General features: G+C 71.3%; 23 protein-coding genes and 1 pseudogene. 10 read left to right on the forward strand and 14 right to left on the reverse strand.

All coding sequences use genetic code 11. The features are described 5' to 3' along the window. Positions 1-10 precede the first annotated feature (10 nt). Positions 11-1,228 carry a flagellin N-terminal helical domain-containing protein gene (locus ME121_RS24515; RefSeq protein WP_059409771.1) on the reverse strand — a complete coding sequence of 406 codons (1,218 nt, stop codon included), beginning with the start codon at positions 1,226-1,228 and terminating at the stop codon, positions 11-13. A gap of 361 nt (positions 1,229-1,589) precedes the next feature. On the opposite strand from ME121_RS24515, the gene ME121_RS24520 reads away from it, so the two are divergent. Together ME121_RS24520 and ME121_RS24525 are read left to right on the forward strand one after the other, a co-directional pair. Continuing rightward, positions 1,590-2,159, forward strand: coding sequence for a glycosyltransferase family 2 protein (locus ME121_RS24520; protein WP_041372344.1), 570 nt, complete (start codon positions 1,590-1,592; stop codon positions 2,157-2,159). A 49-nt stretch (positions 2,160-2,208) separates the two neighbouring features. Further along, complete coding sequence (locus ME121_RS24525) at positions 2,209-3,006, forward strand: glycosyltransferase family 2 protein (protein ID WP_059409772.1); 798 nt, start codon at positions 2,209-2,211, stop codon at positions 3,004-3,006. Positions 3,007-3,060: 54 nt separating this feature from the next. Here the strand turns inward: ME121_RS24525 and ME121_RS24530 are convergent, their stop codons facing one another. The 3 genes from ME121_RS24530 to ME121_RS24540 all read right to left on the reverse strand — a co-directional run bounded on the left by ME121_RS24530 (position 3,061) and on the right by ME121_RS24540 (position 7,126). After that, positions 3,061-4,272, reverse strand: coding sequence for an ATP-grasp domain-containing protein (locus ME121_RS24530; protein ID WP_059409773.1), 1,212 nt, complete (start codon positions 4,270-4,272; stop codon positions 3,061-3,063). 150 nt (positions 4,273-4,422) lie between these two features. Then, on the reverse strand, positions 4,423-6,741 hold the full coding sequence (locus ME121_RS24535; RefSeq protein ID WP_059409774.1) for a Tex family protein: 2,319 nt from the start codon (positions 6,739-6,741) through the stop codon (positions 4,423-4,425). A 76-nt stretch (positions 6,742-6,817) separates the two neighbouring features. Further along, on the reverse strand, positions 6,818-7,126 hold the full coding sequence (locus ME121_RS24540; RefSeq protein WP_012319941.1) for a hypothetical protein: 309 nt from the start codon (positions 7,124-7,126) through the stop codon (positions 6,818-6,820). A 359-nt stretch (positions 7,127-7,485) separates the two neighbouring features. Between ME121_RS24540 and ME121_RS24545 the strand changes: the two genes are divergently transcribed. Next, positions 7,486-7,686 carry a hypothetical protein gene (locus tag ME121_RS24545; protein ID WP_012319940.1) on the forward strand — a complete coding sequence of 67 codons (201 nt, stop codon included), beginning with the start codon at positions 7,486-7,488 and terminating at the stop codon, positions 7,684-7,686. A gap of 20 nt (positions 7,687-7,706) precedes the next feature. On the opposite strand, the gene ME121_RS34260 is transcribed toward ME121_RS24545, so the two are convergent. From ME121_RS34260 to ME121_RS24555, 3 genes are all read right to left on the reverse strand, one after another. Further along, positions 7,707-7,874: a hypothetical protein gene (locus ME121_RS34260; RefSeq protein ID WP_012319939.1), complete on the reverse strand. Its 168-nt coding sequence runs from the start codon at positions 7,872-7,874 to the stop codon at positions 7,707-7,709. 194 nt (positions 7,875-8,068) lie between these two features. Continuing rightward, positions 8,069-10,228, reverse strand: a complete 2,160-nt coding sequence (mdoH, locus tag ME121_RS24550; RefSeq protein ID WP_012319938.1) for a glucans biosynthesis glucosyltransferase MdoH — start codon at positions 10,226-10,228, stop codon at positions 8,069-8,071. A gap of 53 nt (positions 10,229-10,281) precedes the next feature. Beyond that, on the reverse strand, positions 10,282-11,850 hold the full coding sequence (locus ME121_RS24555; protein ID WP_059409775.1) for a glucan biosynthesis protein D: 1,569 nt from the start codon (positions 11,848-11,850) through the stop codon (positions 10,282-10,284). A gap of 167 nt (positions 11,851-12,017) precedes the next feature. Between ME121_RS24555 and ME121_RS24560 the strand changes: the two genes are divergently transcribed. From ME121_RS24560 to ME121_RS24570, 3 genes are all read left to right on the forward strand, one after another. Next, complete coding sequence (locus tag ME121_RS24560) at positions 12,018-12,611, forward strand: ribosome hibernation promotion factor (protein ID WP_012319936.1); 594 nt, start codon at positions 12,018-12,020, stop codon at positions 12,609-12,611. Between the two features lie 144 nt (positions 12,612-12,755). After that, a complete protein-coding gene (gene ptsN / locus ME121_RS24565; RefSeq protein ID WP_059409776.1) occupies positions 12,756-13,223 on the forward strand; it encodes a PTS IIA-like nitrogen regulatory protein PtsN in 468 nt (155 codons plus the stop codon). Then, on the forward strand, positions 13,223-13,546 hold the full coding sequence (locus ME121_RS24570) for a hypothetical protein (RefSeq protein WP_012319934.1): 324 nt from the start codon (positions 13,223-13,225) through the stop codon (positions 13,544-13,546). Before ptsN ends, ME121_RS24570 begins: the two co-directional genes overlap by 1 nt. A gap of 27 nt (positions 13,547-13,573) precedes the next feature. Here the strand turns inward: ME121_RS24570 and ME121_RS24575 are convergent, their stop codons facing one another. From ME121_RS24575 to ftsE, 3 genes are all read right to left on the reverse strand, one after another. Further along, positions 13,574-14,350 (reverse strand): YdcF family protein, encoded by a 777-nt coding sequence (locus tag ME121_RS24575; protein ID WP_012319933.1) that lies wholly within the window; start codon positions 14,348-14,350, stop codon positions 13,574-13,576. A 152-nt stretch (positions 14,351-14,502) separates the two neighbouring features. After that, positions 14,503-15,471 carry a cell division protein FtsX gene (locus tag ME121_RS24580; protein ID WP_012319932.1) on the reverse strand — a complete coding sequence of 323 codons (969 nt, stop codon included), beginning with the start codon at positions 15,469-15,471 and terminating at the stop codon, positions 14,503-14,505. Then, positions 15,468-16,160 carry a cell division ATP-binding protein FtsE gene (gene ftsE, locus ME121_RS24585; protein WP_020093599.1) on the reverse strand — a complete coding sequence of 231 codons (693 nt, stop codon included), beginning with the start codon at positions 16,158-16,160 and terminating at the stop codon, positions 15,468-15,470. Before ftsE ends, ME121_RS24580 begins: the two co-directional genes overlap by 4 nt. A 181-nt stretch (positions 16,161-16,341) precedes the next feature. On the opposite strand from ftsE, the gene ME121_RS24590 reads away from it, so the two are divergent. Beyond that, a complete protein-coding gene (locus tag ME121_RS24590) occupies positions 16,342-17,109 on the forward strand; it encodes a zinc-ribbon domain-containing protein (RefSeq protein WP_059409780.1) in 768 nt (255 codons plus the stop codon). 121 nt (positions 17,110-17,230) lie between these two features. After that, positions 17,231-18,172: a helix-turn-helix domain-containing protein gene (locus tag ME121_RS24595; RefSeq protein ID WP_029359966.1), complete on the forward strand. Its 942-nt coding sequence runs from the start codon at positions 17,231-17,233 to the stop codon at positions 18,170-18,172. Positions 18,173-18,177: 5 nt separating this feature from the next. On the opposite strand, the gene ME121_RS24600 is transcribed toward ME121_RS24595, so the two are convergent. From ME121_RS24600 to ME121_RS24610, 3 genes are all read right to left on the reverse strand, one after another. Then, positions 18,178-19,359: a glycosyltransferase family 2 protein gene (locus ME121_RS24600; protein ID WP_059409777.1), complete on the reverse strand. Its 1,182-nt coding sequence runs from the start codon at positions 19,357-19,359 to the stop codon at positions 18,178-18,180. A gap of 94 nt (positions 19,360-19,453) precedes the next feature. Then, complete coding sequence (locus tag ME121_RS24605; RefSeq protein WP_053622432.1) at positions 19,454-19,855, reverse strand: thioredoxin family protein; 402 nt, start codon at positions 19,853-19,855, stop codon at positions 19,454-19,456. 125 nt (positions 19,856-19,980) lie between these two features. After that, positions 19,981-20,295: a hypothetical protein gene (locus ME121_RS24610; protein WP_012319926.1), complete on the reverse strand. Its 315-nt coding sequence runs from the start codon at positions 20,293-20,295 to the stop codon at positions 19,981-19,983. 223 nt (positions 20,296-20,518) lie between these two features. Between ME121_RS24610 and ME121_RS24615 the strand changes: the two genes are divergently transcribed. Together ME121_RS24615 and ME121_RS24620 are read left to right on the forward strand one after the other, a co-directional pair. Further along, entirely contained in the window at positions 20,519-21,196 is a 678-nt protein-coding gene (locus ME121_RS24615; RefSeq protein WP_059409778.1) for a TetR/AcrR family transcriptional regulator, read from the forward strand. Between the two features lie 57 nt (positions 21,197-21,253). Next, on the forward strand, positions 21,254-21,715 hold the full coding sequence (locus ME121_RS24620; protein WP_012319924.1) for a DUF2852 domain-containing protein: 462 nt from the start codon (positions 21,254-21,256) through the stop codon (positions 21,713-21,715). 67 nt (positions 21,716-21,782) lie between these two features. On the opposite strand, the pseudogene ME121_RS34265 reads toward ME121_RS24620, so the two are convergent. Continuing rightward, positions 21,783-21,949 (reverse strand): annotated as a pseudogene (locus tag ME121_RS34265) (methyl-accepting chemotaxis protein); the annotation flags it as partial.

The following is a 21,949-nucleotide window of genomic DNA, read 5'->3' on the forward strand; positions in this document are numbered from 1 at the left end:
TGCGTGGCGCTTACCGCAGGAGCTGGAGGACGCCCTGCTGTGCGGAGTTGGCCAGCGACAGGGCCGAGATGCCCATCGACTGACGGGTCGACAGCGCCTGCGAGTTCGCCGCTTCCTGGTTCAGGTCGGCGTTCGTCAGGTTGGCCGAACCCGTCTGCAGCACGTTGATCAGCTGCTTGGAGAAGTCCTGGCGGTTCTGAACGACCGACAGGTTCGAGCCCAGGGAGCTCGCCGCGGAGGTCAGCGTGTTGCCGGCGCTGGTCAGGGTCGCCAGGGTCTTGTTGACGTCCGAGTTCAGCAGGAAGTTGCCGAGACCGTTCTGGCTCGACGAGTTGTTCGAGCTGGTGATCGACGACAGACCGAGACCGCTCGCCGTGGCGTCGACCGAGGCGACGTTGAGGGTCGAGCTACCGGTGTCGTTGAACTTGATGTTCAAGTCATTGCCCTTGCCGGCAATGAGGTTGACGCCGTTGTAGCTGGCGTCGCCGGCGAGCTGCGTGATCTGGTTGAGCAGGTTGTTGTACTGGTTCGCCAGCGAGGCGCGCTGCGTCACGCCCGAGATCGACAGGTCGCTGGAGACGACGGTGCTGGCGGCGGTGCCGTAGGTCGAGGCGGTGGTCGCCGAGGCGGTGAAGCCGAGCGCCGTCTGGCTGCCGGAGTTCTGGAATTCGACGTCGGCCTGGGCGTTCAGGACGATCTTGGTGCCGGTGCTGTCGACCGAGAAGATCGCGCCGGCGCCGAACGAGCCGCTCGACGCGGTCGAGGCCGAGCTGACCGCAGAGTTCAGGGCCGCAACGGTGGCGCTGATGCTCGAGGAGGCGGCGACCGTGGCGGAGACCGAGGTGCCGTTGATCGTCAGCAGGACCGTCTGGGAGGCGGTGCTGGCGCTGTAGGTGTTGGCGGCGGTGCCGGTGGTGGAGAGCTGGGTCGAGAGCGCCTGGTTGGCGATCGACTTGGCCTGGTCCACGAGCTTCTGGATCGAGGTGATGCCCTGGTTGGCGGCCTGGATCGACTGGATGCCGTTGGAGACGCCGTCGAGGAGCGAGTTCAGGCTCGAGGAGCGGCCGTCGAGGGCCTGAGAGGTGAAGAAGTTGGTCGGGTTGTCGAGGGCGGAGTTGACCGTCTTGCCGGTGGCGAGGCGGTTCTGCGTGGTCGCCATCAGCTGGGCGGTGTCCTGCAGCGAGAGCAGGTTCTGACGCGTGGCGGCCGACAGGGTGATCGAGGACATGGGTCTTATCTTTCTGATTTGATGCACCCGTTTCTCGGGTACGGCAGTAATCGTCCGCCAAACGTTTCGCAGGGGTTAAATCAATTGCCGACTCCCGGTGCGTCCGAAGTGATCGTTAATGAATCGATCCTTGAGAGGCTCAGTATTTATGGATCCCGGGCCGTCTTCAAGATCCATTAACCATCCGCAGCCATAAGCTGTGACGCAGACCAATTCTGTCGCGCCTGCCCGACCGGGGCCGATCCGGTTCGGCCGGCGCGGAGAGGACGGGGCGAACCTTGCAGGGAGCTCAGATGTGATCGCTCAAGCGTCCAGTGATGTTGGCGCCGCGACCCCTTCCGCGTCGCCGAAGTTACCCCATGTGGCGATCGCGATCCCCTGTGGGACCATGGTCCACGCGGACTTCGCCGTGAGCCTCGGATCGATGATGCACTCGCTCGGCGAGATGCCGATGTCGATCGTCGTCGGGAAGTCGTCGATCGTCGCCGACGCCCGCAACCTCGGCCTCGAATACGCGCAGAAGTACGGGGCGGAGTACGTCCTGTTCATCGACAGCGACATGACGTTCCCGAAGGACGCGCTGCTCAAGCTCCTCGTGCGGCAAGTCGACATCATCGGCGCGACCTATTCGCGCCGCACCGCCCCGTTCCACTTCCTGGGCGACATTCTGCCGGAGCAGCCGGCCGACGCGCCGAAGGGTCTGCTGGAGATGTCCCGGATCCCGACCGGCTTCCTGCTGATCAAGGCCACGGTCTTCGACAAGCTGAGGAAGCCCTATTTCCGCTTCCGCGTCGACGAGGAAGCCGGCGTGAACATCGGCGAGGACTTCGACTTCAGCGATCGGGTCCGCGCCGCCGGCTTCCGGATCTGGTGTGATCCGTATCTCAGCAAGGAGCTCGGCCACATCGGCGAGCAGTCCTTCAAGCTCTGACAGCGACGCGTGCCGAGGCGCGCGTCGCCCGACACGGTGAGGCCTGGGAATGAGGATCGCGATCATCACGCCGTCGAGGCTCAAGCCCTCGACCCTGGCCGGAAAGGCCGGTCAGTACTTCCTGGAACACGCGATCGAGAGCGCCAACGCCCAGGAGCTCGACCGGCCGGCGACGATCCACTTCTTCGTCGGGACCGATCCGGAGACCGAGATCCCGGCGCGGCTCGCCGCGCACCCGCAGGTCACCTTCGCGCGCGGCGCGCGCAAGGGGCAGATCCCCGCGCTGAACGCGGCCATCGGCGCCGTCGACGACAGCTGGGACCTCGTCGGCTTCCTCGAGGACGACGATCACTGGCTGCCGCCCTATCTGGGCTTCGCGTTGAGGGCTCTCGAGAGCTTCGATTTCGTGTCCTCCACGCAACTGGAGACCGACGAGGCCGGCGAGGTGGTCCGGATCAACGACTTCGCGACGCCGTCGGGCTGGCTGATGCGGCGGGCCACCTTCGCGCAGGTCGGCGCGATCAGCCCGGCCTCGAAGTGGCACTACGACAACGAGTGGCTCGGCCGCCTCGCCGAGACCGGCCTGCGCCGCGCCCACCTCGTCGAGGCGACGGCGCCGGTCACGCTGCAGGACGCGATCCAAGTCCGTCCGTGGCTCGCCAACGTCCTGCGCAACGGCGGGCCCAACGTGCGGCTCGTGCGCCACGGCTTCGTCCTGCCGCTGGTGTGCCGCCTCGTGCATCCGGGCTCCGGGACCTCGGATGTCGGCCAGGGCGGCACGTCCAAGGCCGAGAGCAACGCCGAGTACCAGCGGCTGGTCGACCGCTTCGGCCGCATCCCCTGGTGAGGCGCCGGGCGGATCACCCGGCGCCGGCACCCTGATGCCCCGGAGGCGCGCGCCCTAGGCGGCCCGCCCGCGAGCGCGCCCGCGCAAGGCGTCCTGGAACGCCGCGAAGACCCGGCGCATCTGCGGCGCCTTGTAGGGAAACAGGTCCACCGGATCCATGTCGTGGACGACCATTCCGGTATCCGCCTCGAAGATCAGCAGCCGGCCGTCCGCGCTCTCGGCGCAGTCGATGACCAGGTAATCGAGACCGATCCTGCGGTGGATCTCGGCGAACGCGGCGCGGTGGCGCTCGGCGAAGTCGGTGTCGAACGCGGCCATGGCCGCGGCCTCGACCTGCCGCTTCACCGGATCCTCCAGCATGCCGGCGTTGAGGTAGTGGATCATCCAGTGATCGCGGATGGCCATGTGGCAGAGGTAAGGCACACCGTCGATCAGGACGACGCGGAGCTTCCGGAAGAGGCCGTCGGGACCGCGATAGTCGCAGTACTGCGTGACGTAGAACGCCTCGGCGGCCGTGTGCGCGAGGTAGAGTTGCAGGTCCTCCGCCCGATCGACCTTCTGGAGCTCGTTGCCGGCATGCGTGTCGAGGGGGCGCACCAGCAGCGGGTAGGTCGGGCCCTCCGTCTGGCGGGACGCGGCCGCGCTCAGAACGGACCGGCTCACGCGGACGACGTCGGGTGCCAGGATCCCCTCCGCACCGCGCAGCGCGTCCGCGATGCCGTGCCGAGAGGTCTTGAGCACGTGGCGCGGGTGATTGACGATCGGCCGCGTCCAGTGGTCGGCCGCCGCCGCGAGGGCTTCCAGCAGCGGCTCGGCGGTCCGCGCGTAGGCGATGCCGGTGACGATCACGTCGTGCGCGGGCAGATCGCGCGGCACCGGCTCACCGGGCCGAAGATAGAGGTAGGTGAGGCCGAAATCGCCGTCGTTGAGCAGGAAGTCGATCGGCGTGTTGGCCATCAGATCGCCGGCGGTCACCAGGACGAGGACGCGGACCCGCGCCTGATCCGGGTTCGAGCGCAGCGAGAAGAGCCGCTGCCCGTCCAAGACCTCGTTCTGGAGCGCGAGGCCTTCCGTGAAGCGGTGCTTCAGCAGCAGGATCGTCGCCATGTCCAGCGCCGTTCCCGCGTCGAGAGCGGAGTCGCCGCCTTCCGCGAGGATCTCGGCGGCCAGGGCGGCCATGTCGGCCCCCTCGAAGGCGGCCCGGATGAGGCGTGCCGGGCCGATCATCGGGTTCGGGTTGTCGATCCCCGCAACGTGCGCTTGCATCAGAGCCTCCGAGCCGTGGGGCCGCCGCGGCGATCCCGGAATCGCGATCAGGTGTTTGGAATCGCGCACCGCGGCACGACGCCCACACTCTGACGGCACGGAGGTTTACGAAGCGCTAACCATGTTCCCGGTCCGCGGGGCGGTCGCCGCTCAGTCGCGCCGCGGCGCCGCGCCCGCGCGCCGGAGCGCCTCGGCCAGCGCCCCGCCCGGAGCGGGATCCGGCACCGGGCTCGGTCGGCTCCGCGGCGCGTCCTGCTTCGGCTCGCCCGTCCGCCGCGCCGGCTGGCCCGGCTCGACGGGATCGTCGAGCCGCATCGACAGCGCGATGCGCTTGCGCGGGACGTCGACGTTGAGGACCAGCACCCGGACGACCTCGCCGATCCGGACCACCTCGGTGGGCGAGGCGATCCGTCGCCGGGCCATCGCCGAGATGTGGACGAGGCCGTCCTGATGGACGCCGATATCCACGAAAGCCCCGAAGGCGGCGACGTTGGTGACGACACCCTCCAGCTGCATGCCGGGCTTGAGGTCGCCGATCGTCTCGACGCCTTCTTGGAAGCGCGCCGTCTTGAACTCCGGCCGCGGGTCCCGCCCCGGCTTCTCGAGCTCGGCGATGATGTCGCGCACGGTCGGCAGGCCGAAGCGCGCGTCGACGAACGGCTCCGGCACGAGGCGGCCGAGCAGGGCGGCGTTGCCGAGCAGGACGTGGATGTCGCTCTTCGTCGCCTGGAGGATGCGGCGGACCACCGGATAGGCTTCCGGGTGGACTCCCGACCCGTCGAGCGGGTCGTCGCCGCCCTGGATGCGGAGGAAGCCCGCGGCCAGCTCGAAAGTCTTCGGGCCGAGCCCCGGGACCTTCTTGAGCGCCGCGCGCGTCCGGAACGGGCCCTGGGCGTCGCGATGGGCGACGATCCGCGCCGCCATCGCGCCGCCGAGACCCGAGACCTGCGCGAGGAGGGCCGGGGAGGCCGTGTTGACGTCCACCCCCACGGCGTTGACCGCGTCCTCCACCACCGCCGCGAGCGACCGCGACAGCTTCGCCTCGCTCACGTCGTGCTGGTACTGCCCGACGCCGATCGACTTGGGGTCGATCTTGACCAGTTCCGCCAGGGGATCCTGGAGACGGCGGGCGATCGACGCCGCGCCGCGATGGGACACGTCGAGGTCGGGCAATTCCTTGGCGGCGATCTCAGAGGCCGAGTAGACCGAGGCGCCGGCCTCGGAGACCATCACCTTCGCGAGCGGCAGGTCCGGGTTGGCTGCGATGATCTCCGCGGCGAGGCGCTCGGTCTCGCGGGAAGCGGTGCCGTTGCCGACGGCGAGAAGCTCCACGCCGTGCAGCCGGCACAGCCGGCCGAGCGTCGCGACGGCCTCGCGCCAGCGCCGTTGCGGCTCGTGCGGGTAGGTCGTCTCCACCGCGACGACCCGCCCGGTTCGATCCGCCACGGCGACCTTCACGCCGTTCCGGTAGCCCGGATCGAGCCCCATCGTCGCCCGCCCGCCCGCCGGGGCAGCGAGCAGCAGGTCCTTCAGGTTCCCGGCGAAGACTGTCACGGCCTCGTCCTCGGCCCGCTCGAACAGACGGCCGCGCAGGTCCTGCTTGATTCCGGTCCGGATCTTCATCCGCCACGCCGTGCGGACCGTGTCGAGGAGCCAGGCATCGCCGGGGCGCCCCCGCGACGCGATCTCGAAGCGGCGGCAGATCGCCGTCTCGAACGGCCCGGGTAGACCCGGCGGCGAATCCTCGCCCTCCGCGTCGAAGCCGACGTCGAGCACCTCTTCCCGCTCACCGCGAAAGATTGCCAGGATCCGGTGCGAGGGCATCCGCTCCAGCCGCTCGCTCCAGTCGAAGTAGTCCGAGAACTTCACCCCCTCGCTCGCCTTGCCCTTGCGCACCCGCGAGACAAGCTGCCCAGACCGCCAGTAATCCGCCCGCAATCGTCCCACGAGGTCGGCGTCCTCAGCGAAGCGTTCGATCAGGATGGCGCGGGCGCCGTCGAGCGCGGCCTCGACGTCCGGCACGCCGCGCGCGTCCGACACGTAATCGGCCGCGACCGACGCGGGCGCGCGGTCGGGCCGGCTCAGCAGGGTCTGGGCGAGCGGTTCGAGGCCGGCTTCGCGGGCGGATTGCGCCTTCGAGCGCCGCTTGGGCCGGAAGGGCAGGTACAGGTCTTCCAGCCGCGCCTTGGTGTCGGCGGCGTCGAGGGCCGCCGCCAGGGATGGGGACATGTTGCCCTGCGCCGTGATGCTCGCGACGATCGCGGCGCGCCGCTCGTTGAGATCGCGCAGGTAGGACAGCCGCTCCTCCAGCCTGCGCAGCTGCGTGTCGTCGAGGCCGCCAGTATTCTCCTTCCGGTAGCGCGCGATGAACGGCACGGTCGAGCCGCCGTCGAGGAGCGCGACGGTGGCGGCAACCTGCGCCTCCCCGACACCGAGCTCCTCGGCGATCAGAGCGTTCACGGCTTTCATGGCTTCTCCGACTGGGGTCGCGGCGACGGACGGGCTACCTGCGTGGAGCGCCAAGCCGCCGGAAACAAGGCACCAGTCAGGCGTGCGGCTGAGCCTCCGCCTTCTGGGCCCGGGCACAGTCCAGGATGCGGTGACGGGCCGCTGGATCCTCGATGGAGAACCACAGGTTCAGCAGCTCTTCGGTCATCGACAAGTCGTCGTTCTGGCTCGGATCGAAGAAGACGTCGACCGAACATCCGAGTGTCTCGGCCAGATCGCCGAGGATGCGGCGCGACCGCGCGTTCGGGACTCTGCTGTGATCTGTCATCACGTCGATCCGCGTCGCAGCGCCACCGGGTGCTGGCGCCAGAATGCCCTCGACCCCGCCCGCAACGGGCCAGAGCATCGAGATCCAGACAATCCAGTCAAGTCCGCGCGCCGCAATCCTGTTGCAGTCCCGATGCAGCTTGGGGTCGGCGGAGCTGAGCCGGACCCAGCGGGACCAGCACAGATTCTCGGGATAGCTGGCCGGCCGCTGGGTTATCCTGGCACGGGATTCGCAGATGCCTGGGTCGATCAGATCACGATGGATAGCTGGCGCGATGCCGAACTATCGATCTCCCGGCGATCCGTTCACGGAAACAGAAGTCTTCGCACGGATTCCTGGACGGTCGGCACGTCTCGATGATCGAGACGCACCGTCATCGGGATGTCACCCGTCGATGCAAAACTTTCGCTTCGCATGTCCCGCAAAGGGAGGCGCTCGTGCAATTCGAGATCCGAGAGCGTAGCCGGTCGCTCTGGTCCTGGGTCCTCGTCAACGAGACTGACGAGCCCGTTGTCGAGTCGCGGCGCAGCTTCCCGTCCCGCGCCCAGGCCACGGCGGCGGCCCTGGCCTTCTCCCAGCTCGTCGCCCGCGCTGGGCGGAGCCTCGGCGGCGGCCCGCGGCAGGTCGGGTTTCTCTGACGCCGCTCGCCGAGCCGGCGTCAGGTCGTCCGGATCCGGTGGCGCACGAGGCTGACCACGCTCGTGGCGGCGATAACGCAGCCCACACCCATCGCGCCGAGGCAGCTGATGGTGCGGATCGGCTCGCCGCGGGCGAGCACGATGGCGACCGCGAGCGGCAGGAGCAGGAACACGAACAGCAGGGTCATGACCGGATCCGAGTGACGATGATCGAGACTAGGATCCGAATGGTTAATCACTTGTCACGATCCAACCCTGTCCGCGGCCTCGGTGCGCCCTCCTGTCGGACCGGGACGGCACGTCTCCGTGAGCCGCTCGGAGCGATCCCGGGCTCGGCGCCCGGCGCGGGCGCGCCGTCACCCGGCAGGCTGCCGGACCGCGATTACCGTCCGCTCGCGTCGAGGCGGACGAGGCGATCGACGAGCGCGCGATCGTGCAGGAGCGCCATCCGCTCCTTCGGCGACAGCCAAGCCTGGGCCTCCGCGACGGTCTCGGCCTCGCAGATCTTGGCGGTGGCCAGCGTGTGGTCCGGGTCGATCGCGCCCCTTGGGCGGCGATGTCCCGGGGGGAGCATCTGGCCGTGGGCGCGCGCGAGGTCGGGGTCGGCGTGGACGGCCGCGAGGGCTTCCGCATCGTCGAACCCGCGCTCCGCGTTGCGCGCCGCGAGGGCGGCGGCGCGGACGGCGATCTCAGGCGGCGCCGCCTCTTCGGGAGTGGCGAGGAGCAGGCGGCGCTTGAGCGCCAGGCCGAGCCCGAGCTGGCCGCTCGCCCAGGAGATCGGGATCGCGAGCACCAGACCCAGGATCGTCGGGCTCATCCAGAGGAACAGCGAGGTGGCGATCGCGAAGGCGGCGACGCCCGCCACCAGCCCCAGCAGCGTGTGCCACCGATGGCGGACGACGATGTCGCGCAGCGGTATCGAGCCGTCGTCCCGCCGCTGCGGATTCCAACCCGTGTCCCGTCCGAGCAGGATGCCCATCACGGAGCCCGACTGGATCACCATCGCCACCGGCGCCACGAGGGCGGACAGCAGGATCTCGACGAGGCTGGACAGGACCAGCCGCCCGGCGCCCCCGCAGGCGCGCCGCACCGGGCCGTCCAGCAGGGCCAGGATCAGGCCGAGGAGCTTGGGTGCCAGCAGGACCGCCATGGTGAGGCCGAACAGCTGGAGCGCGCGGACCGGATCGAAGCGCGGGAAGACCGGCGAGAAGCCGGCGCCGCCGAAATAGTCCGGCCGCTCCGTGGCCGTCTGCAGAACCAGCAGGATACCGACCACCAGCTGCAGCAGCCAGAGCGGCGAGGCCAGGTAGCCGGCGATGCCGGTGGCGAAGTGCTGCCGGGTGGCCGGATGCAGCCCCGCGGCGCCGATGACGCGCGCGTGCTGGAGATTGCCCTGCGCCCAGCGCCGGTCGCGCACCGCCACGTCGATCAGCGACGGCGGGCTCTCCTCGTACGAGCCCGGCAGGCGATGGAGCATGTACACCGCCCAGCCGGCGCGACGGATCAGGGCCGCCTCGACGAAGTCGTGGGACAGGATGTGTCCACCGAAGGGCGGCTTCCCGGGCAGGTCGGGCAGGCCGCAGGAATCCGCGAAGGCGCGGGTCCGGATGATCGCGTTGTGCCCCCAGTAGTTGCCGTCCCGACCGGACCACGCGGCGAGGCCGGCCGCGATCACCGGACCGTAGATCCGGGCGGCGAATTGCTGGAGGCGGGCGAACAGGGTGTTGCGGTTGATGATCAGCGGCAGCGTCTGGATGATGCCGGCATCCGGGTCCGCCTCCATGGCGGCGGCGAGCGCCACGACCGCCGATCCGCTCATCAGACTGTCGGCGTCCAGGACGAGCATGTGGTCGTAGCGGCCGCCCCAGCGGGTGACGAAATCGCCGATGTTGCCTGCTTTGCGGTGATGATTCTTCGGCCGGTGCCGGTAGTAGAGCCGGGCCTCGGGACCGAGCCGGCCGCGCAGGTCGAGATAGGCGCGCTCCTCGGCGATCCAGGCGTCGGGCTGGGTCGAATCCGACAGCACGAACCAGTCGAAATGGTCTCCGAGCCCGGTGGCCTCGACCGCCTCGCGCATGGCCTCGATCCCCGCGAAGGTGCGGGCCGTGGCCTCGTTGTAGACCGGCATCAGGACCGCGGTCCGCGTGCGCAGCGCCGTCGGGTCCGGCGTCGGCCGCGGTCGGCGCAGGAGCGTCCCGAAACCCAGCACCGCGCTGGTGAAGGCGAGCGCGATCCACGAGAAGGTCAGGCAGAACAGGACGACCAAGACGAGCTGGAGCGCGGTCGGGCTGCCGGAGACCGACACGGTCTCGACCATCTGCCAGCCGCCGTAGGCCGTCAGGGCCACGGCGCCACCGAACACCAGGAGCCGCTCCGGCCAGGGCGTCCGGGCCCGGCGCACCCATCGGTGCCCGAGCCCCGGATCCCAGCGCGCCAGGTCCTGAACCGGCATGGACAGGGGCGCCTCGGGCGGCAGGTGGCGGCCGCCGTCGGTCGCGGTGTCGCGCCCGGACCCGGCGTCCGTCGCTGGCGGCAGGGTCATCGTCTCGTCCAATCGCACGGGGCAGGCCGGTCCTCAGCTGTCGTGATGACGGGTCAGGGCGTCCAGCGAAACAGCCATGTCTCGCTCGCCCGGGCCTGACCGCGCCGGAGCGCGAGGCGCAACTCGCTCGCGCGCTCGCTCCCCGGATCGAGTTCGAACAGGATCCGCAGGGTCTTACGATCGGAATACCGAAACCGTTCCTGGCGCGTGATCGTCCCGGCCGAGGCCGCGAGGTCGACGTCGATGTCGCCGGGCTGGAACAGCGCGTCGCCCTCGAAATCCACCGCGAAGAGCCGGCGATTGCCCGAGCTGCCGCGGCCGCAGCGGCTGTCGCGCACCCGGGCGATCTCCGGCGGCAGCGGGTCCGGCCAGCCCTTCGACCAGTGCTGACGGCACTGGAATCGCATCTCCGCGCCCTTCGCCAGCTTCGCCTTGGGCCGCCAATAGGCGAAGACGTTCTCGTTCAGCTCGGAATCGCTCGGGATCTCCAGCAAGGTGACCGCGCCCTCGTTCCAGTCGTCGAGCGGCTCCAGCCAGAGGGACGGGCGCTGCTCCCAGTGGCGGCGGTCGTCCTCGAAATCGTCGTAGGCGCGGGCCCGCTGCATGAGGCCGAAGCCCTTGGGCCCGCGATCCACGAAGGCCGAGACCTGCAGCGCCTCGGGATTGTGAACGGGGCGCCAGATCGGCTCGCCGTAGCCGTTGTGGATCGCCAAGCCCTCCACCGAGAAGGCCGCGGCGCGCAGGTCGTCCACGCGATTCCGGTCGAGGGCGCCGAACAGGTAGCTGCCCTGCATGCCGCCGAGCCCGATATGGTCCAGCTCGGTGCGGGCGAAGACCGTTCCGTCGATCTGCGCCGTGGAGACGTCGCGGCCCGGCGTCAGCGTGATCCTGAACGCCGCGGTCGCGGATTCCGATTCCGCGAGGGCGTGGACGACGACCGGCTGACCCGCGCGCGGCGTCTCGATGAACAGGGCCCGGAACAGCGGGAACTCCTCGCCGCGGGAATCGGCCGGACGCAGGGCGAGGGCCCGGGCGTTGATGCCGAAATCCTGGCCCTCGGCGACGAGGCGGAAAAACGAGCCGCCCTGGAACAGGGCGAAGTTCGAGAGCCCGTCGGCGCCGTCGAACCGGGCGCGCAGGCGGAAGCCCGAGAAGGCCGTGTCGGCGGCCAGGTCGGGCAGGTCGAGGCCAGGCGCCGCGATGGCGGACTTGTCGTACCCGACCGGCTGAACGAGGCCGTTCTCCACGACGAACAGCGAGACCGGCGTCTCGAAGATCGAGCCCCGCAGCAGCGGCTCCAGGACGTAGCCGGCGTTCCGGTCGGCCCAGACCGCGCGGCCCTCCGCGGGCCGGATGGCCTCGTAGGCCTCGCGGGAGAGGTTCTTGAGAACGGCCGGCACGTCGCCGGTCTTCGGCGCCGCGTAGGGGGCGGCGGCGCGGGCGCGAGCGAGGTCGGTCAGCGTGTTCGCCTCGAACGCCTCACCGCTTCCGGGCAGAGCCGGGACCTTCTCCGGGTCGGCTGCCCGCGCGGCCGCCGGGAGCAGTCCCGCGGCAGCACCGAGTGCGCCGCCCAGGACGGCGCGGCGTGTCGCGGTGGCGGAGAATCCGGAGTCGATCGTCATGCAGGCGGTGGTCTCACGTCGCGGGCTGGGGTTCGGGCGGCCCCGTCTATACGGACACGCCGGCTGAACCCAGGGTTAAGCAACTGCTTGAACCGCAAGGGGCTCCGTTGACTTAACCCGAGCCGGCTCTCTAATTCGGCCGACTGCATCAGAACGGGGGAGGCAGCATGGGATCGTTGCGGGTGACTGGCCACGGCGTGGATCTCGGCGAGAGTCTGCGCGGCCGCGTCGAGGAGCGGATGTCCGCGATCCAGGCCAAGTATCTCGACTCGCACATGCACGATTCCTGCAACGGCCACGTCACGCTCCGGCGCGACGGCACCGCCTTCCGGACGGATTGCGTGCTGCATCTCGTCTCCGGTCTGACCATCGAGGCGAACGGCTTCGCGCACGACGCGCGCTCGAGCTTCGAGCAGACCGCCGAGCGCCTGGAGACCCGACTGCGGCGCTACAAGCACAAGCTGAAGCAGCACGCGACCGGCCCGGGCGACGCCGCGGCCATCGAGGCTGCCTACGCGGTGTTCGCCGCCCCGGAGGTGGAGGAGGACGACGCCGCCGAGGGCGACGCCCACCCGCCGATCGTCGCCGAGAGCACCAAGACCCTCCAGCGCCGCACCATCGGCGAGGCGGTGACCGCCCTCGATATGACGGGATCCCCAGTGGTTGTGTTCGTCCACGCTGGCACCGGCCGCGTCAACGTCGTATACCGGCGGAGCGACGGAGCGATCGGCTGGGTGGACCCGCCGAACGCCACCGAGTGACGCTGCGGGTCGGGTGGAACGGAGCCGGAACCGGCTGGTTTCCCCGCCCATTGAATCCAGCGGGGGCGCGGCCGGAACGGTCGTCGACGCCCCTGCGACGAGGCCCGCTTCCTCGCGAGCGGGCGACGGGGCAACGGTCGTTCGATGCCAGTTCTGGAATTCCTCGACCCCGAGTCGGTCGTGCCGGCCCTGCGCGCCCGCGCCAAGAAGCAGGTGCTGCAGGATCTCGCCGCGCAGGCGGCGCGGCGCCTGCCCGCCCTCGGCGAGCGCCCCATCTTCGACACCCTTCTCCAGCGCGAGCGGCTCGGCTCGACCGGCATCGGCGACGGGGTGGCGATCCCGCACGGCAAGCTGCCCGGCCTGGACCGTCTCTTCGGGCTGTTCGCGCGCTTCGACCGCCCGGTGGATTTCGAGGCCCTGGATGGCCAGCCCGTGGACATCGCCTTCCTGCTGCTCGCGCCCGAGGGTGCCGGCGCCGACCACCTGAAGGCCCTGGCGCAGGTGGCCCGTATCCTGCGCGAGCCGGGCATGCTCGCGCATATCCGCGCCGCCCGGGACGCCGGGGCGCTCTACGCGCTCCTGACGCGCTCGACGGCACCGCAGGCCGCCTGATGATCCCGAGCTTCCGCATCGCCGCCCTGATCCTCGCGGCCGGCGTCTCCGGCGCCGCCGCCCAGGGCGAGACCACCTGCGCCCGCGACGTCCTGGTGGCGCAGTCGATGCAGCGCCAGGCCCTCGAGCAGCTGGAGCAGGCCGACGGCGACGATGCCAAGAACTGCCGCGTCTGGCGGCGACACGTGGAGACGATGAGGCGCGTGGCGAGCGTCTACGGGCGCTGCCTGTCCGGCTCGGAGCGCAGCGAGCGCCTCGCCCAGGTCCAGGGATCGGACCGCGAGTTCTCGGCGGCGATCAAGGCCCGCTGCAAGGGGCAGTAGGGCGAGGGCGGAGGGCGCGCCGCGCCCTCAATCGACGCCGCGCAGCATCAGCGGCTCGGCCACCATCTTCACGGGCTTGCCGCGGCCGATCAGGATCGCGGCGCGGGAGCGCTCGGGATCGGCCTCGAAGCGCGTGCGCACCCAGCTGACCAGGAACTTCATGTACTCGGAGGCCAGGAGTCGCGCGGCCGGCGGGTTCTGCCACCAGCGGTCGGCGTCGAACGCCTCGGTCACGACGGGATGCGGCAGCACGCGGTCGCTGTCCTGCAGGGCGTGGTCGAGTTCCACCAGCGTCCGCGGCATGTGGTAGTTCGAGGTCACGACCGCGACCGTGCTGAACCGGTGCGCGCGCATCCAGCGGCGCGTCTCGATGGCGTTGCCGATCGTGTTGCGCGCGCGGTAGTCGAGGTCCACGCAGCAGGCGATCAGGGCGCGCTGGGTCGGGTTCAGCCGGGCGATCTCGTCGCGGCTGGTCCGCTCGTTGACGCCGGTGATGAGCAGGCGCCGGCCGTAGCCGCCCGCGAGGAGGTCGATCGCGTCACCGATCCGCTGGGCGCCGCCGGTCAGCGCGACGATCCCGTCGGCCCGGTCGGTGGGCGTCCGCTCGTGGCGGGCGAGGGCGCTCACGAACACCAGAAACCCGGCGAACAGGGCCAGCATCCCGAGTCCGGCGCCGAGGCTGCAGGTCCAGAGAGCGATCCGCCGCCGTTCGCGCGGGCGCACGACGGCGCGGCGCGGGAGACCCCACTCGTGCCAGGCCCAGCCGACGGCGTCGGTCGAGGGCGGATCCGATGCGCGCAGCATACGCGTGGTCATCCTCCGGAGAATCAGCGCCGATTGCGGCGGCTCGGAGGCCGGCGCTGTCGGCTGTTTCCACACCGCAACCATAAAGTTTCCAGATGGTAAACGTGCCGGCTAGACCCCCTATTTCCACGTCTTCGTGACGCAGCCGGGCGTTAAGCCAGGAAGCGCCGCACGGTCACGCGCGAGACGACGCCCGTGACGAGGGACGCGATCACGCCGATCAGGATCACGCTGGCGTAGCCGCGCAGGCCGATCTGGAACGCGCCGAACAGCGCTTCGACCTCCTGACCGGCCGGTCCGGAGCGCGCGGCCCGCGCGAGGACACCGGCGATCACGAAGGCGACGAGCGCCAGACCGGCCCCGATCGCGCCGCCGCGGAGACCCAGGCCGAAGAAGCGCCGCTGGAACGCCCGGGCGATGTAGTCGTCGTCGGCGCCGACGAAATGCAGCACCTCCACGACCTCGCGGTTGCTCGCCATGGCGCCACGGGTCGCGAAGGTCACGGCGAGGCCGGTGGCGATCAGGACGAGCAGCACCAGCCCGATCCCGATCCCCACGAAGGCGTTGGCGGCGGTCGAGAGCCGCTGGAGCCAGAGGGCGTGGTCGTCGAGACTGGCGACGCCCGGCAGCGCCTCGACGAGGCGTGATCGCAGACGCTTCAGGTCCGCCGCCTGGCCGCTGGAGAGCTTGAGGGCGATCAGGCGCGGCACCGGGAGGTCGGAGAGGTCGAGCCCGGTGCCGAGCCACGGCTCGAGCAGGCGCTCGGCCTCGGCCTTACTGAACACCCGCGTCTCCGCGATCCCCGGTTCGGCCTTGGCGATGGCGTCGGCGCGGCCGACGTCGGCGTCGACGTCCCGGCCGGGTCCGGGCCGGACCTGGATCGTGACCTCGCGGGCCACGTCGCCCTGCCACTGAGCGGCGTTCGTCGCGACCATCTCGGCCGCGCCCGCGCAGAGGCCGGCGAGGAAGGTCAGGATCGCGATGACCGCGGCCAGGGAGCGGCCGGCGGCCGTGTCGGTGGGCACCAGCGGCGCGTTGCGGCGCAGGTTGGCCGGCACCGACGGGTCGGGCGGCACGGCCGGTCCACCGGCCTTCGTCCGCGGCATCGCCTGAGTGCTCATTCCTCGATCCGCAGCCGGCCTTCGCCCAGGACCATCCGGCGGGCATCGACGGCGTCCATGATGCCGAAATCGTGGGTGGCGATGATGACCGAGGTCCCGAGTTTGTTCAGCTCCAGGAACAGGCGGAGCAGCCGCCGCCCCAGGCCCGGATCGACGTTGCCGGTGGGCTCGTCCGCGAGCAGCAGGTCGGGCCGCGCGATCAGGGCGCGGGCGATGGCGGCGCGCTGCTTCTCGCCGCCCGAGAGCAGCGGGGGCAGGGCGTGCATGCGCTCGCCGAGGCCGACCCAGCGCAGCAGCTCCACCACCTCGGCCCGGTAGCTCGCCTCGGCCCGGCCCTGGACGCGCAGGGGCAGGGCGACGTTCTCGTAGGTGGTCAGGTGGTCGAGGAGCCGGAAGTCCTGGAACACCACGCCCATCCGGCGCCGGAGCCCGGTCAGCGCCTTCGCGGAGATGTCGCTCACCTCCTCGCCGAAGATCGAGACGAGCCCGCGGGTCGGCCGCACCGACAGCAGGATCAGGCGCAGCAGCGTCGTCTTCCCGGCCCCGGACGGGCCGGTCAGGAACTGGAAGGAGCGCGGCGCGATGCGGAAGCTCACGTCGGACAGCACCTCCGGCCCGAGGCCGTAGCGCATGCCGACATTCTCGAACTGCACCACCGGCCGCTCCGCGCCGGGCAGCAGGCTCTTCATGCTCGCCTGTAGGTTCAAGGCCGTGCCGTATCTCGTCTGTCCATCCCTCGGGAATCGCCGGAGCGGCGGGCGTTTTCAAGGCCTCGGGGATTTCACGGCCCCTTAACCCTGTTCGGCGACACTTCTTCAAGCAATTCACTGTCCGGCCCGGTCGCGGCCGATCGATGCGAGTATGGCGCGGATGCTGATCGCCTGCCCGAGCTGCGCGAGCGAATATCGCATCGACGCCAGCAAGGTCGGCATGGAGGGCCGCTCGGTCCGCTGTGCCGCCTGCCGCGAGACGTGGTTCATCTCGCCGGCCGACGTCCTCGCCGGCCACGAGGCCGAACTCGCCGCGCAGACCGAGACCGATCCCGTCGCGGACGCGGCCTGGGAGGAGGCGACCGCCTCGGTGCGGAACGCGACCGACGTCCCGGCTCCCAAAGTCCGACGGTCTGCCAAGCCCAGGAAGGCCGCCGGAAAGCCCCGCCGCGCGATCCCGGGCCTGACACCCTCGCTGGCGTTCGGCCTGACGCTCCTGGCGGCGATCCCGCTGGTCTGCCTCGCCCGCACCGCCGTGGTCCGGGCCGTCCCGCAGACCGCCTCCCTGTTCGCCCGCATCGGCCTGCCGGTGAACGTGCGCGGCATCGAGATCCGCGACGTCGTCGCCTTCAACAACCCGGCGGAGGACGACAGTCCCGCCGAACTCGTCATCGAGGGCGACCTGGTCTGCGTCGCCCGCTCCGACGCGCCCGTGGGGCCGCTGAGCGTCGAGATCCGCGACGCCGGCGGTCGGACGATCAAGACAGTGTCGGTCCCGCCGCCCCGGACGGTCCTCGCCGCGACCGAGACCGCGCGGTTCCGCGCGAGCCTGCTCGCGCCGCCGGCCGCAGGGCGCGCCGTGATCGTGCATTTCGCCGACGCGGCCGCGACCCGCCCCGAGCCGCGGGTTGCGGCCGCGGAGCGTTGAGGCGAGGCCGCCTCAGCACTTCGTTCAGGTTGCGGCTGATGGTCGGATCTGCAACCTTCCCAAGAGGCCCGCGGCGCGGATGTGAGCGGCGCCCGTCGTCGGCGCCCAGGACCGCCATGCTGTGAGTGTTCGCGAGACCGTTCCCATCCTCGTCGAGACGACCGACGCGGTCGAGCAGAAGCACGCCTTCGACTACTGGCGCAGTACGGTGCTGGCGCGCGTCGACGCGACGCCGCTGGCGCCGGACGTGCCGTTCGCGGCGGGCCGCCGCCTCGCGATCACCCGTCACGGCGCGGTCCTCCACACCCTCAGCAACCCGATCGGCGTGGAGCGCACGGCGCTGCACGTGCGGCGCGACGGGCGGGACGACATCGCGATCGTGCTCCTTCTGCAGGGCAGCGGCTACGTCGAGCAGGGCAATGGCGGTGCCTTACTGAGCGCCGGCGACGTCACCGTCCACGCCATGGACCAGCCCTTCGCGATCGGGAGCCGCGATTCCTACGAGGAGATCCGCCTCCAGGTGCCGCGTGCCGCCTTCCTGAGCCAAGTCGGCAGCGTGCAGGCCTTCGCCGGGCGCAGGCTCCGCGCGACGCCGCTCAGCGGCCTGTTCGCGACCTATCTCCGCTCCTTCTCCGAGACGATCGGCGGCCTGTCGGAGGCGGAGGCCGGCATCGCTCTCGAGGGCGTCCTGCATCTGCTGCGGGCTCTCGCGGACGGGCAGGGCGAGAAGGCCGGCGATGACCTGTCCGGCGACGCCGTGCGGGCCCTGGCGCTCGCCCATATCGAGCGCCGGCTGCACGATCCCGCCTTCGGGCCGGAATCGCTGCCGGCCGCCCTGCGGGTCTCGCGGAGCCGGCTCTACGCGGCCTTCACGGGCGACGAGGGGGTGGCGGCGAAGATCCGCGACGCCCGGCTCGACCGGGCCTACCGGCGGCTCCGCGGCGGTACCCGCATCGCGTCGGTGATGACCAGCTGCGGATTCACCGACGCGGCCACCTTCAGCCGCGCCTTCCGCCGCCGGTTCGGCGTGGCGCCCCGGGACGTGCTGGAACGCCGCCCCTGACGAGATCAGACCCGGCTGCCGCGCGGGTCGGTGACCGGCCGCTCGGGCGCGGCCGCACCCGCGATCCGCTGCGCCGCGCCGGCGAGCCCCAGGCCGAGGCGGATCGCGACCACGCCTACTCGCGCGATCCGGATCTGCGCCGGGAGCTGGCGCGGGCCGATCGGGCGGTAGGCCAGGCGCGGGCTGGCGCGCTCCGCCTCCGCGATGGCCTGCCCGAGGGGGAGGGCCGCGATGCGCCGCGCCTCCGTCGGGGCGATCCCGATCGCCCGCGCCCAACCGTCGCCCCGCGCGAGCGCCCCGCGCCTGTGCATCTGGCGGAAGCGCCGGCGCCAGAGGTAGCGCCGCACGGCGCGCGGGAAGGTCTCCATGCGGGCGTCGCAGAGCGCGTCGGGCTCCTCGCAGCGAGAGCGGATCGTGTCGGCCACGCCGCCCGGAGCGCGCCCGGCGAGGCGGGCCGAGATGGTCACGCACACGTCGGTGGCGTGCCGGACCCGCAGACCGTGCTCCAGCAGCCGCGCGACGAAGGCGCCGTCCTCGCCCAGCGGGATCTCGGGCATGCCGCCGACCGCGAGGTAGGCGCGGCGGGTCACCGCGAGGGTCGCGCCGATCGCGGTCCGGTGGCAGGGCCAGGGGTCGTTCGGATCGGGGTCGATCCGCGCCTCGGCCTCGGTGATCAGGGCGTCGTAGGCGTCCTCCAGACGGCCGCGGGCGGGGAGCGAGGGCGGCAGCAGCGCCGCCTCGGCCGCGTCGAGCTCGACCCGGCCGGCCACCGCGTCGGCGCCCGCCTCGATCGCCGCGCGGTTGCGCGCCACCCAGTCGGGCGGGACGCGGCTGTCGGCGTCGGTCGACAGGATGATCCCCGCATTCCCCGCATCACCCAGCCACGCGGCGGCGGCGTCCATCGCCCGCCGGCGGGCCCATCCGGCATGGGCGCCGGAGAAATTCTCGACCAGCACGCGGACCGGGATCGACAGCGTCGGCACCAGCGCGGCCACGAGCGCCTCGGTGCCGTCCGTGCAGTTATTCAGGAACAGCACGAGCCCGACCCGCCCCGGTTCGGCACCGGCCTGGGCGTCGATCGCCCGCAGGCAGGCGGCGATCCGCTCCTCCTCGTTGCGCACGGGCACGGCCACGATCGCGTCGGGACCCGGGACGTCTGACAAAGGGGTGCTCGACACCGGTGACATTCTCCGCCGGACCCGTCGCGCGGGCCTGGTCCGGGCTTATGCCGGAGCTTCCCTGAACGGGACCGGACAGGGGGAACGGGCGAAGCGCCCCCGGTCAGAGCGTCTTCTCGACGAGCCCCTCGATCCATTCCGGCTGCGTCTCACCGACCGAGCGGCCGACCTCGGTCGCGCCCTTGTAGGCGATCAGCGTGCTCTGCATCCGCACGTTCAGGCGCCGCAGCAGGTCCTTCTGGCTGTCGAAATCGATATCGAAGATCTGGAGGTCCTTGAAGCGCGGCTCGGCCGAGAGCCTCGCGAGGATCGGCTTCTGCGTCCGGCAGATCGGGCACCAGGGTGCGCTGACCGCGATCAGCACGGGCTTCCCGCTCCTCTGCGCGGCCTCGAAGGCGGCGTCCGAGAACGGTCGGGTCTCGCCCGCCCGGGCAGAAGCCTCGAGCAGGCTCGAACCGGCGAGGGCGAGGCCGACGAGCGCGAGGACGTGGCGGCGGCTCTTCATGGCGTGCGTTCCTCCCGCGGCCCCGTCCGAGCGGGGCGCGCTGCTGTTGGACGGATGCTACGTCGCGCGCGCGGGCCCGTCCCTGTGACCTGAGCGCCGCGGAGACCGATTGCCCCCGCGCGGGATCACATTGTCGAGACGTCGCCCGGCCGCGCCTCGGACGACCGGTCTTCCGCCACGACCGCCGCGATGTCGTCGGGATCCACGGCGTCGATCGGGCGCCTGATCCGCAGGGCGCGCGTGGGCGCGCCGGCGCGCATCACCAGCACGATGGTCTCCATGTCGGGGCAGCCCGGATCGGCGCAGGCGATCTCGTTGACCGCCAGCGTGTCGGCCTCGCCGAGGCCGAGGGCCGCCCGCAGGTCCTGCTTCAGGCGCGCCGCGATCGCGGCGCGCTCCGCCGAGCGGGCCCGCCACGCCTTGAGGCTCACGAAGGCCATGCGCGATGCTCGTCGTCCTGCGATGGAAGCCCCAGCGGCCCGCGTGTAATAGTGTTACGCCTGCCCGGGGGCGGTCAAGCGTCGCCCCATGCGCCTGAAACAACCGTCGTCTTCGGCTGTCATGTAGAGGCCGACCTCGAAAATCCGCGGTCGTTGGTCTTCGGACTCGACAGCGGTGCAGAGGTTCGGTGAGGTGTAATAGGCGCGTGAAGGATATGAGATCTTGCGACCCTGGCGGGACGGGCCGGACGACCGGCGGAGCTACCATCACGGCAATCTGAAGGAGGCCCTCCTGGAGGCCGCGCGCCGGTTCATCGCCGAGCGCGGGATCGGCGGCTTCACCCTTGTCGACGCTGCGCGCCTCGTGGGCGTGACGCCGGCCGCGCTGTACCGCCATTTCCGGGGCCGCGAGGCGCTTCTGGAGGAACTCGCCGGGCGCGGCTTCGCCGAGCTCGCCGCGCGCCTGGCGCGGGCCCTGACGTCGCGCGGGACGCCCCTGGAGCGGTTCACCCGGATGGGTGAGACCTATCTCGCCTTCGCCGAGGAGGAGCCGGCCTACTACGCGGCGATCTTCGAGACCCGCGGCGCGCCCGCGGGCGGGGCCGAACCGGATACGCCCGCCGGCGCCGCCGGCGCGGATGCGCGGCCGAGCCCCTTCGATCTCCTGGTGGAAGCGCTGCAGTCGACCTTCGCGGACGGATTCGGTGGCGTGGCGCCGCGCTTCATCGCCCTGGAAGTCTGGGCCCTGGCCCACGGCCTCGCGACCCTCTCGGCCGCCGGACATCTGCCGCGCGGCCCCGGCTTCCCCGACAAGTACGAGCTCCTGCGGGCCGGAGTGCTCGCCCTCGTCCACGGAGCTGGGCGCCCCGGCGAGCGCGACGACGGCGCCGGTCGGCCTTGAAAGGCCCGCGCCGGACCCGCATGTTAACCGCGTTCACATGAACAGCGGAGCACAGCCGTGACCTCTCAATCCTCCTCTCCCTGGGCGACCGGCAGGCTCTGCCGGTCCGGCCCGTTCCCGCGTCGGTCGCTCGAGATCGGCGCGATCGTGGTCGGCTTCATCTACTGGTGGCCGATCGGCCTCGCGCTGGTCGCCTGGAAGTTCGCCGGCTACCCGGCCTTCGCCGAGCTGCGGGACGCCGCGCGCCGGACGGTCTCCGAGTTCGACGGTGGGCGTCCCGCGTCCCGCTTCGCCCGCGCCTTCGAGGCCGCCAACCGCCGCGGCGGCACCGGGAACGCCGCGTTCGACGAGTATCGCCGGGCCGAGCTCGACCGCCTGGAAGCGCAGCGCCGCGCTCTCGAGGAAGAGAGCCGCGCCTTCTCGGACTTCGTCGAGGAGCTGAAGCGCGCCCGGGATCGCGAGCAGTTCGACGCGTTCATGGCCAAGCGCCGGAACGAGGGCGGCAGCCGCTCCGTCTAGGTCCTCGAGACGACGGCGTCCGGGCGGATCGGCCCGGACGCCGTCGGGAGCGCGTCGGGGGCCCGCGTCAGGCCGCGCGAACCCGGTCCAGGAAGCGCGCCACTTCGGCGTTCAGGTGCTCGGACTGCTCCGAGAGCCGCGACGCCTCGGCCAGGACCAGCCCGGCGGCGCCCCCGGTCTTCTCGGCGGCGCTCGCGACGCTGACGATGTTGCTGGTGACCTCGCCGGTGCCGG

The organism is Methylobacterium sp. ME121 (genome assembly GCF_000974725.1).
Taxonomy (GTDB): domain Bacteria; phylum Pseudomonadota; class Alphaproteobacteria; order Rhizobiales; family Beijerinckiaceae; genus Methylobacterium; species Methylobacterium radiotolerans.

Coding starts and splice junctions, on each gene's coding strand:
- ME121_RS24580 (WP_012319932.1), bottom strand. CDS start 15,471: ATGAGCACTCAGGCGATGCCGCGGACGAAGGCCGGTGGACCGGCCGTG.
- ME121_RS34260 (WP_012319939.1), bottom strand. CDS start 7,874: ATGACCCTGCTGTTCGTGTTCCTGCTCCTGCCGCTCGCGGTCGCCATC.
- mdoH (WP_012319938.1), bottom strand. CDS start 10,228: ATGACCCTGCCGCCAGCGACGGACGCCGGGTCCGGGCGCGACACCGCG.
- ME121_RS24535 (WP_059409774.1), bottom strand. CDS start 6,741: ATGAAAGCCGTGAACGCTCTGATCGCCGAGGAGCTCGGTGTCGGGGAG.
- ME121_RS24525 (WP_059409772.1), top strand. CDS start 2,209: ATGAGGATCGCGATCATCACGCCGTCGAGGCTCAAGCCCTCGACCCTG.
- ftsE (WP_020093599.1), bottom strand. CDS start 16,160: ATGAAGAGCCTGCTGCCCGGCGCGGAGCGGCCGGTGGTGCAGTTCGAG.
- ME121_RS24600 (WP_059409777.1), bottom strand. CDS start 19,359: ATGTCACCGGTGTCGAGCACCCCTTTGTCAGACGTCCCGGGTCCCGAC.
- ME121_RS24540 (WP_012319941.1), bottom strand. CDS start 7,126: ATGCTCTGGCCCGTTGCGGGCGGGGTCGAGGGCATTCTGGCGCCAGCA.
- ME121_RS24515 (WP_059409771.1), bottom strand. CDS start 1,228: ATGTCCTCGATCACCCTGTCGGCCGCCACGCGTCAGAACCTGCTCTCG.
- ME121_RS24555 (WP_059409775.1), bottom strand. CDS start 11,850: ATGACGATCGACTCCGGATTCTCCGCCACCGCGACACGCCGCGCCGTC.
- ME121_RS24570 (WP_012319934.1), top strand. CDS start 13,223: ATGATCCCGAGCTTCCGCATCGCCGCCCTGATCCTCGCGGCCGGCGTC.
- ptsN (WP_059409776.1), top strand. CDS start 12,756: ATGCCAGTTCTGGAATTCCTCGACCCCGAGTCGGTCGTGCCGGCCCTG.
- ME121_RS24575 (WP_012319933.1), bottom strand. CDS start 14,350: ATGCTGCGCGCATCGGATCCGCCCTCGACCGACGCCGTCGGCTGGGCC.
- ME121_RS24530 (WP_059409773.1), bottom strand. CDS start 4,272: ATGCAAGCGCACGTTGCGGGGATCGACAACCCGAACCCGATGATCGGC.
- ME121_RS24605 (WP_053622432.1), bottom strand. CDS start 19,855: ATGAAGAGCCGCCGCCACGTCCTCGCGCTCGTCGGCCTCGCCCTCGCC.
- ME121_RS24590 (WP_059409780.1), top strand. CDS start 16,342: ATGCTGATCGCCTGCCCGAGCTGCGCGAGCGAATATCGCATCGACGCC.
- ME121_RS24610 (WP_012319926.1), bottom strand. CDS start 20,295: ATGGCCTTCGTGAGCCTCAAGGCGTGGCGGGCCCGCTCGGCGGAGCGC.
- ME121_RS24560 (WP_012319936.1), top strand. CDS start 12,018: ATGGGATCGTTGCGGGTGACTGGCCACGGCGTGGATCTCGGCGAGAGT.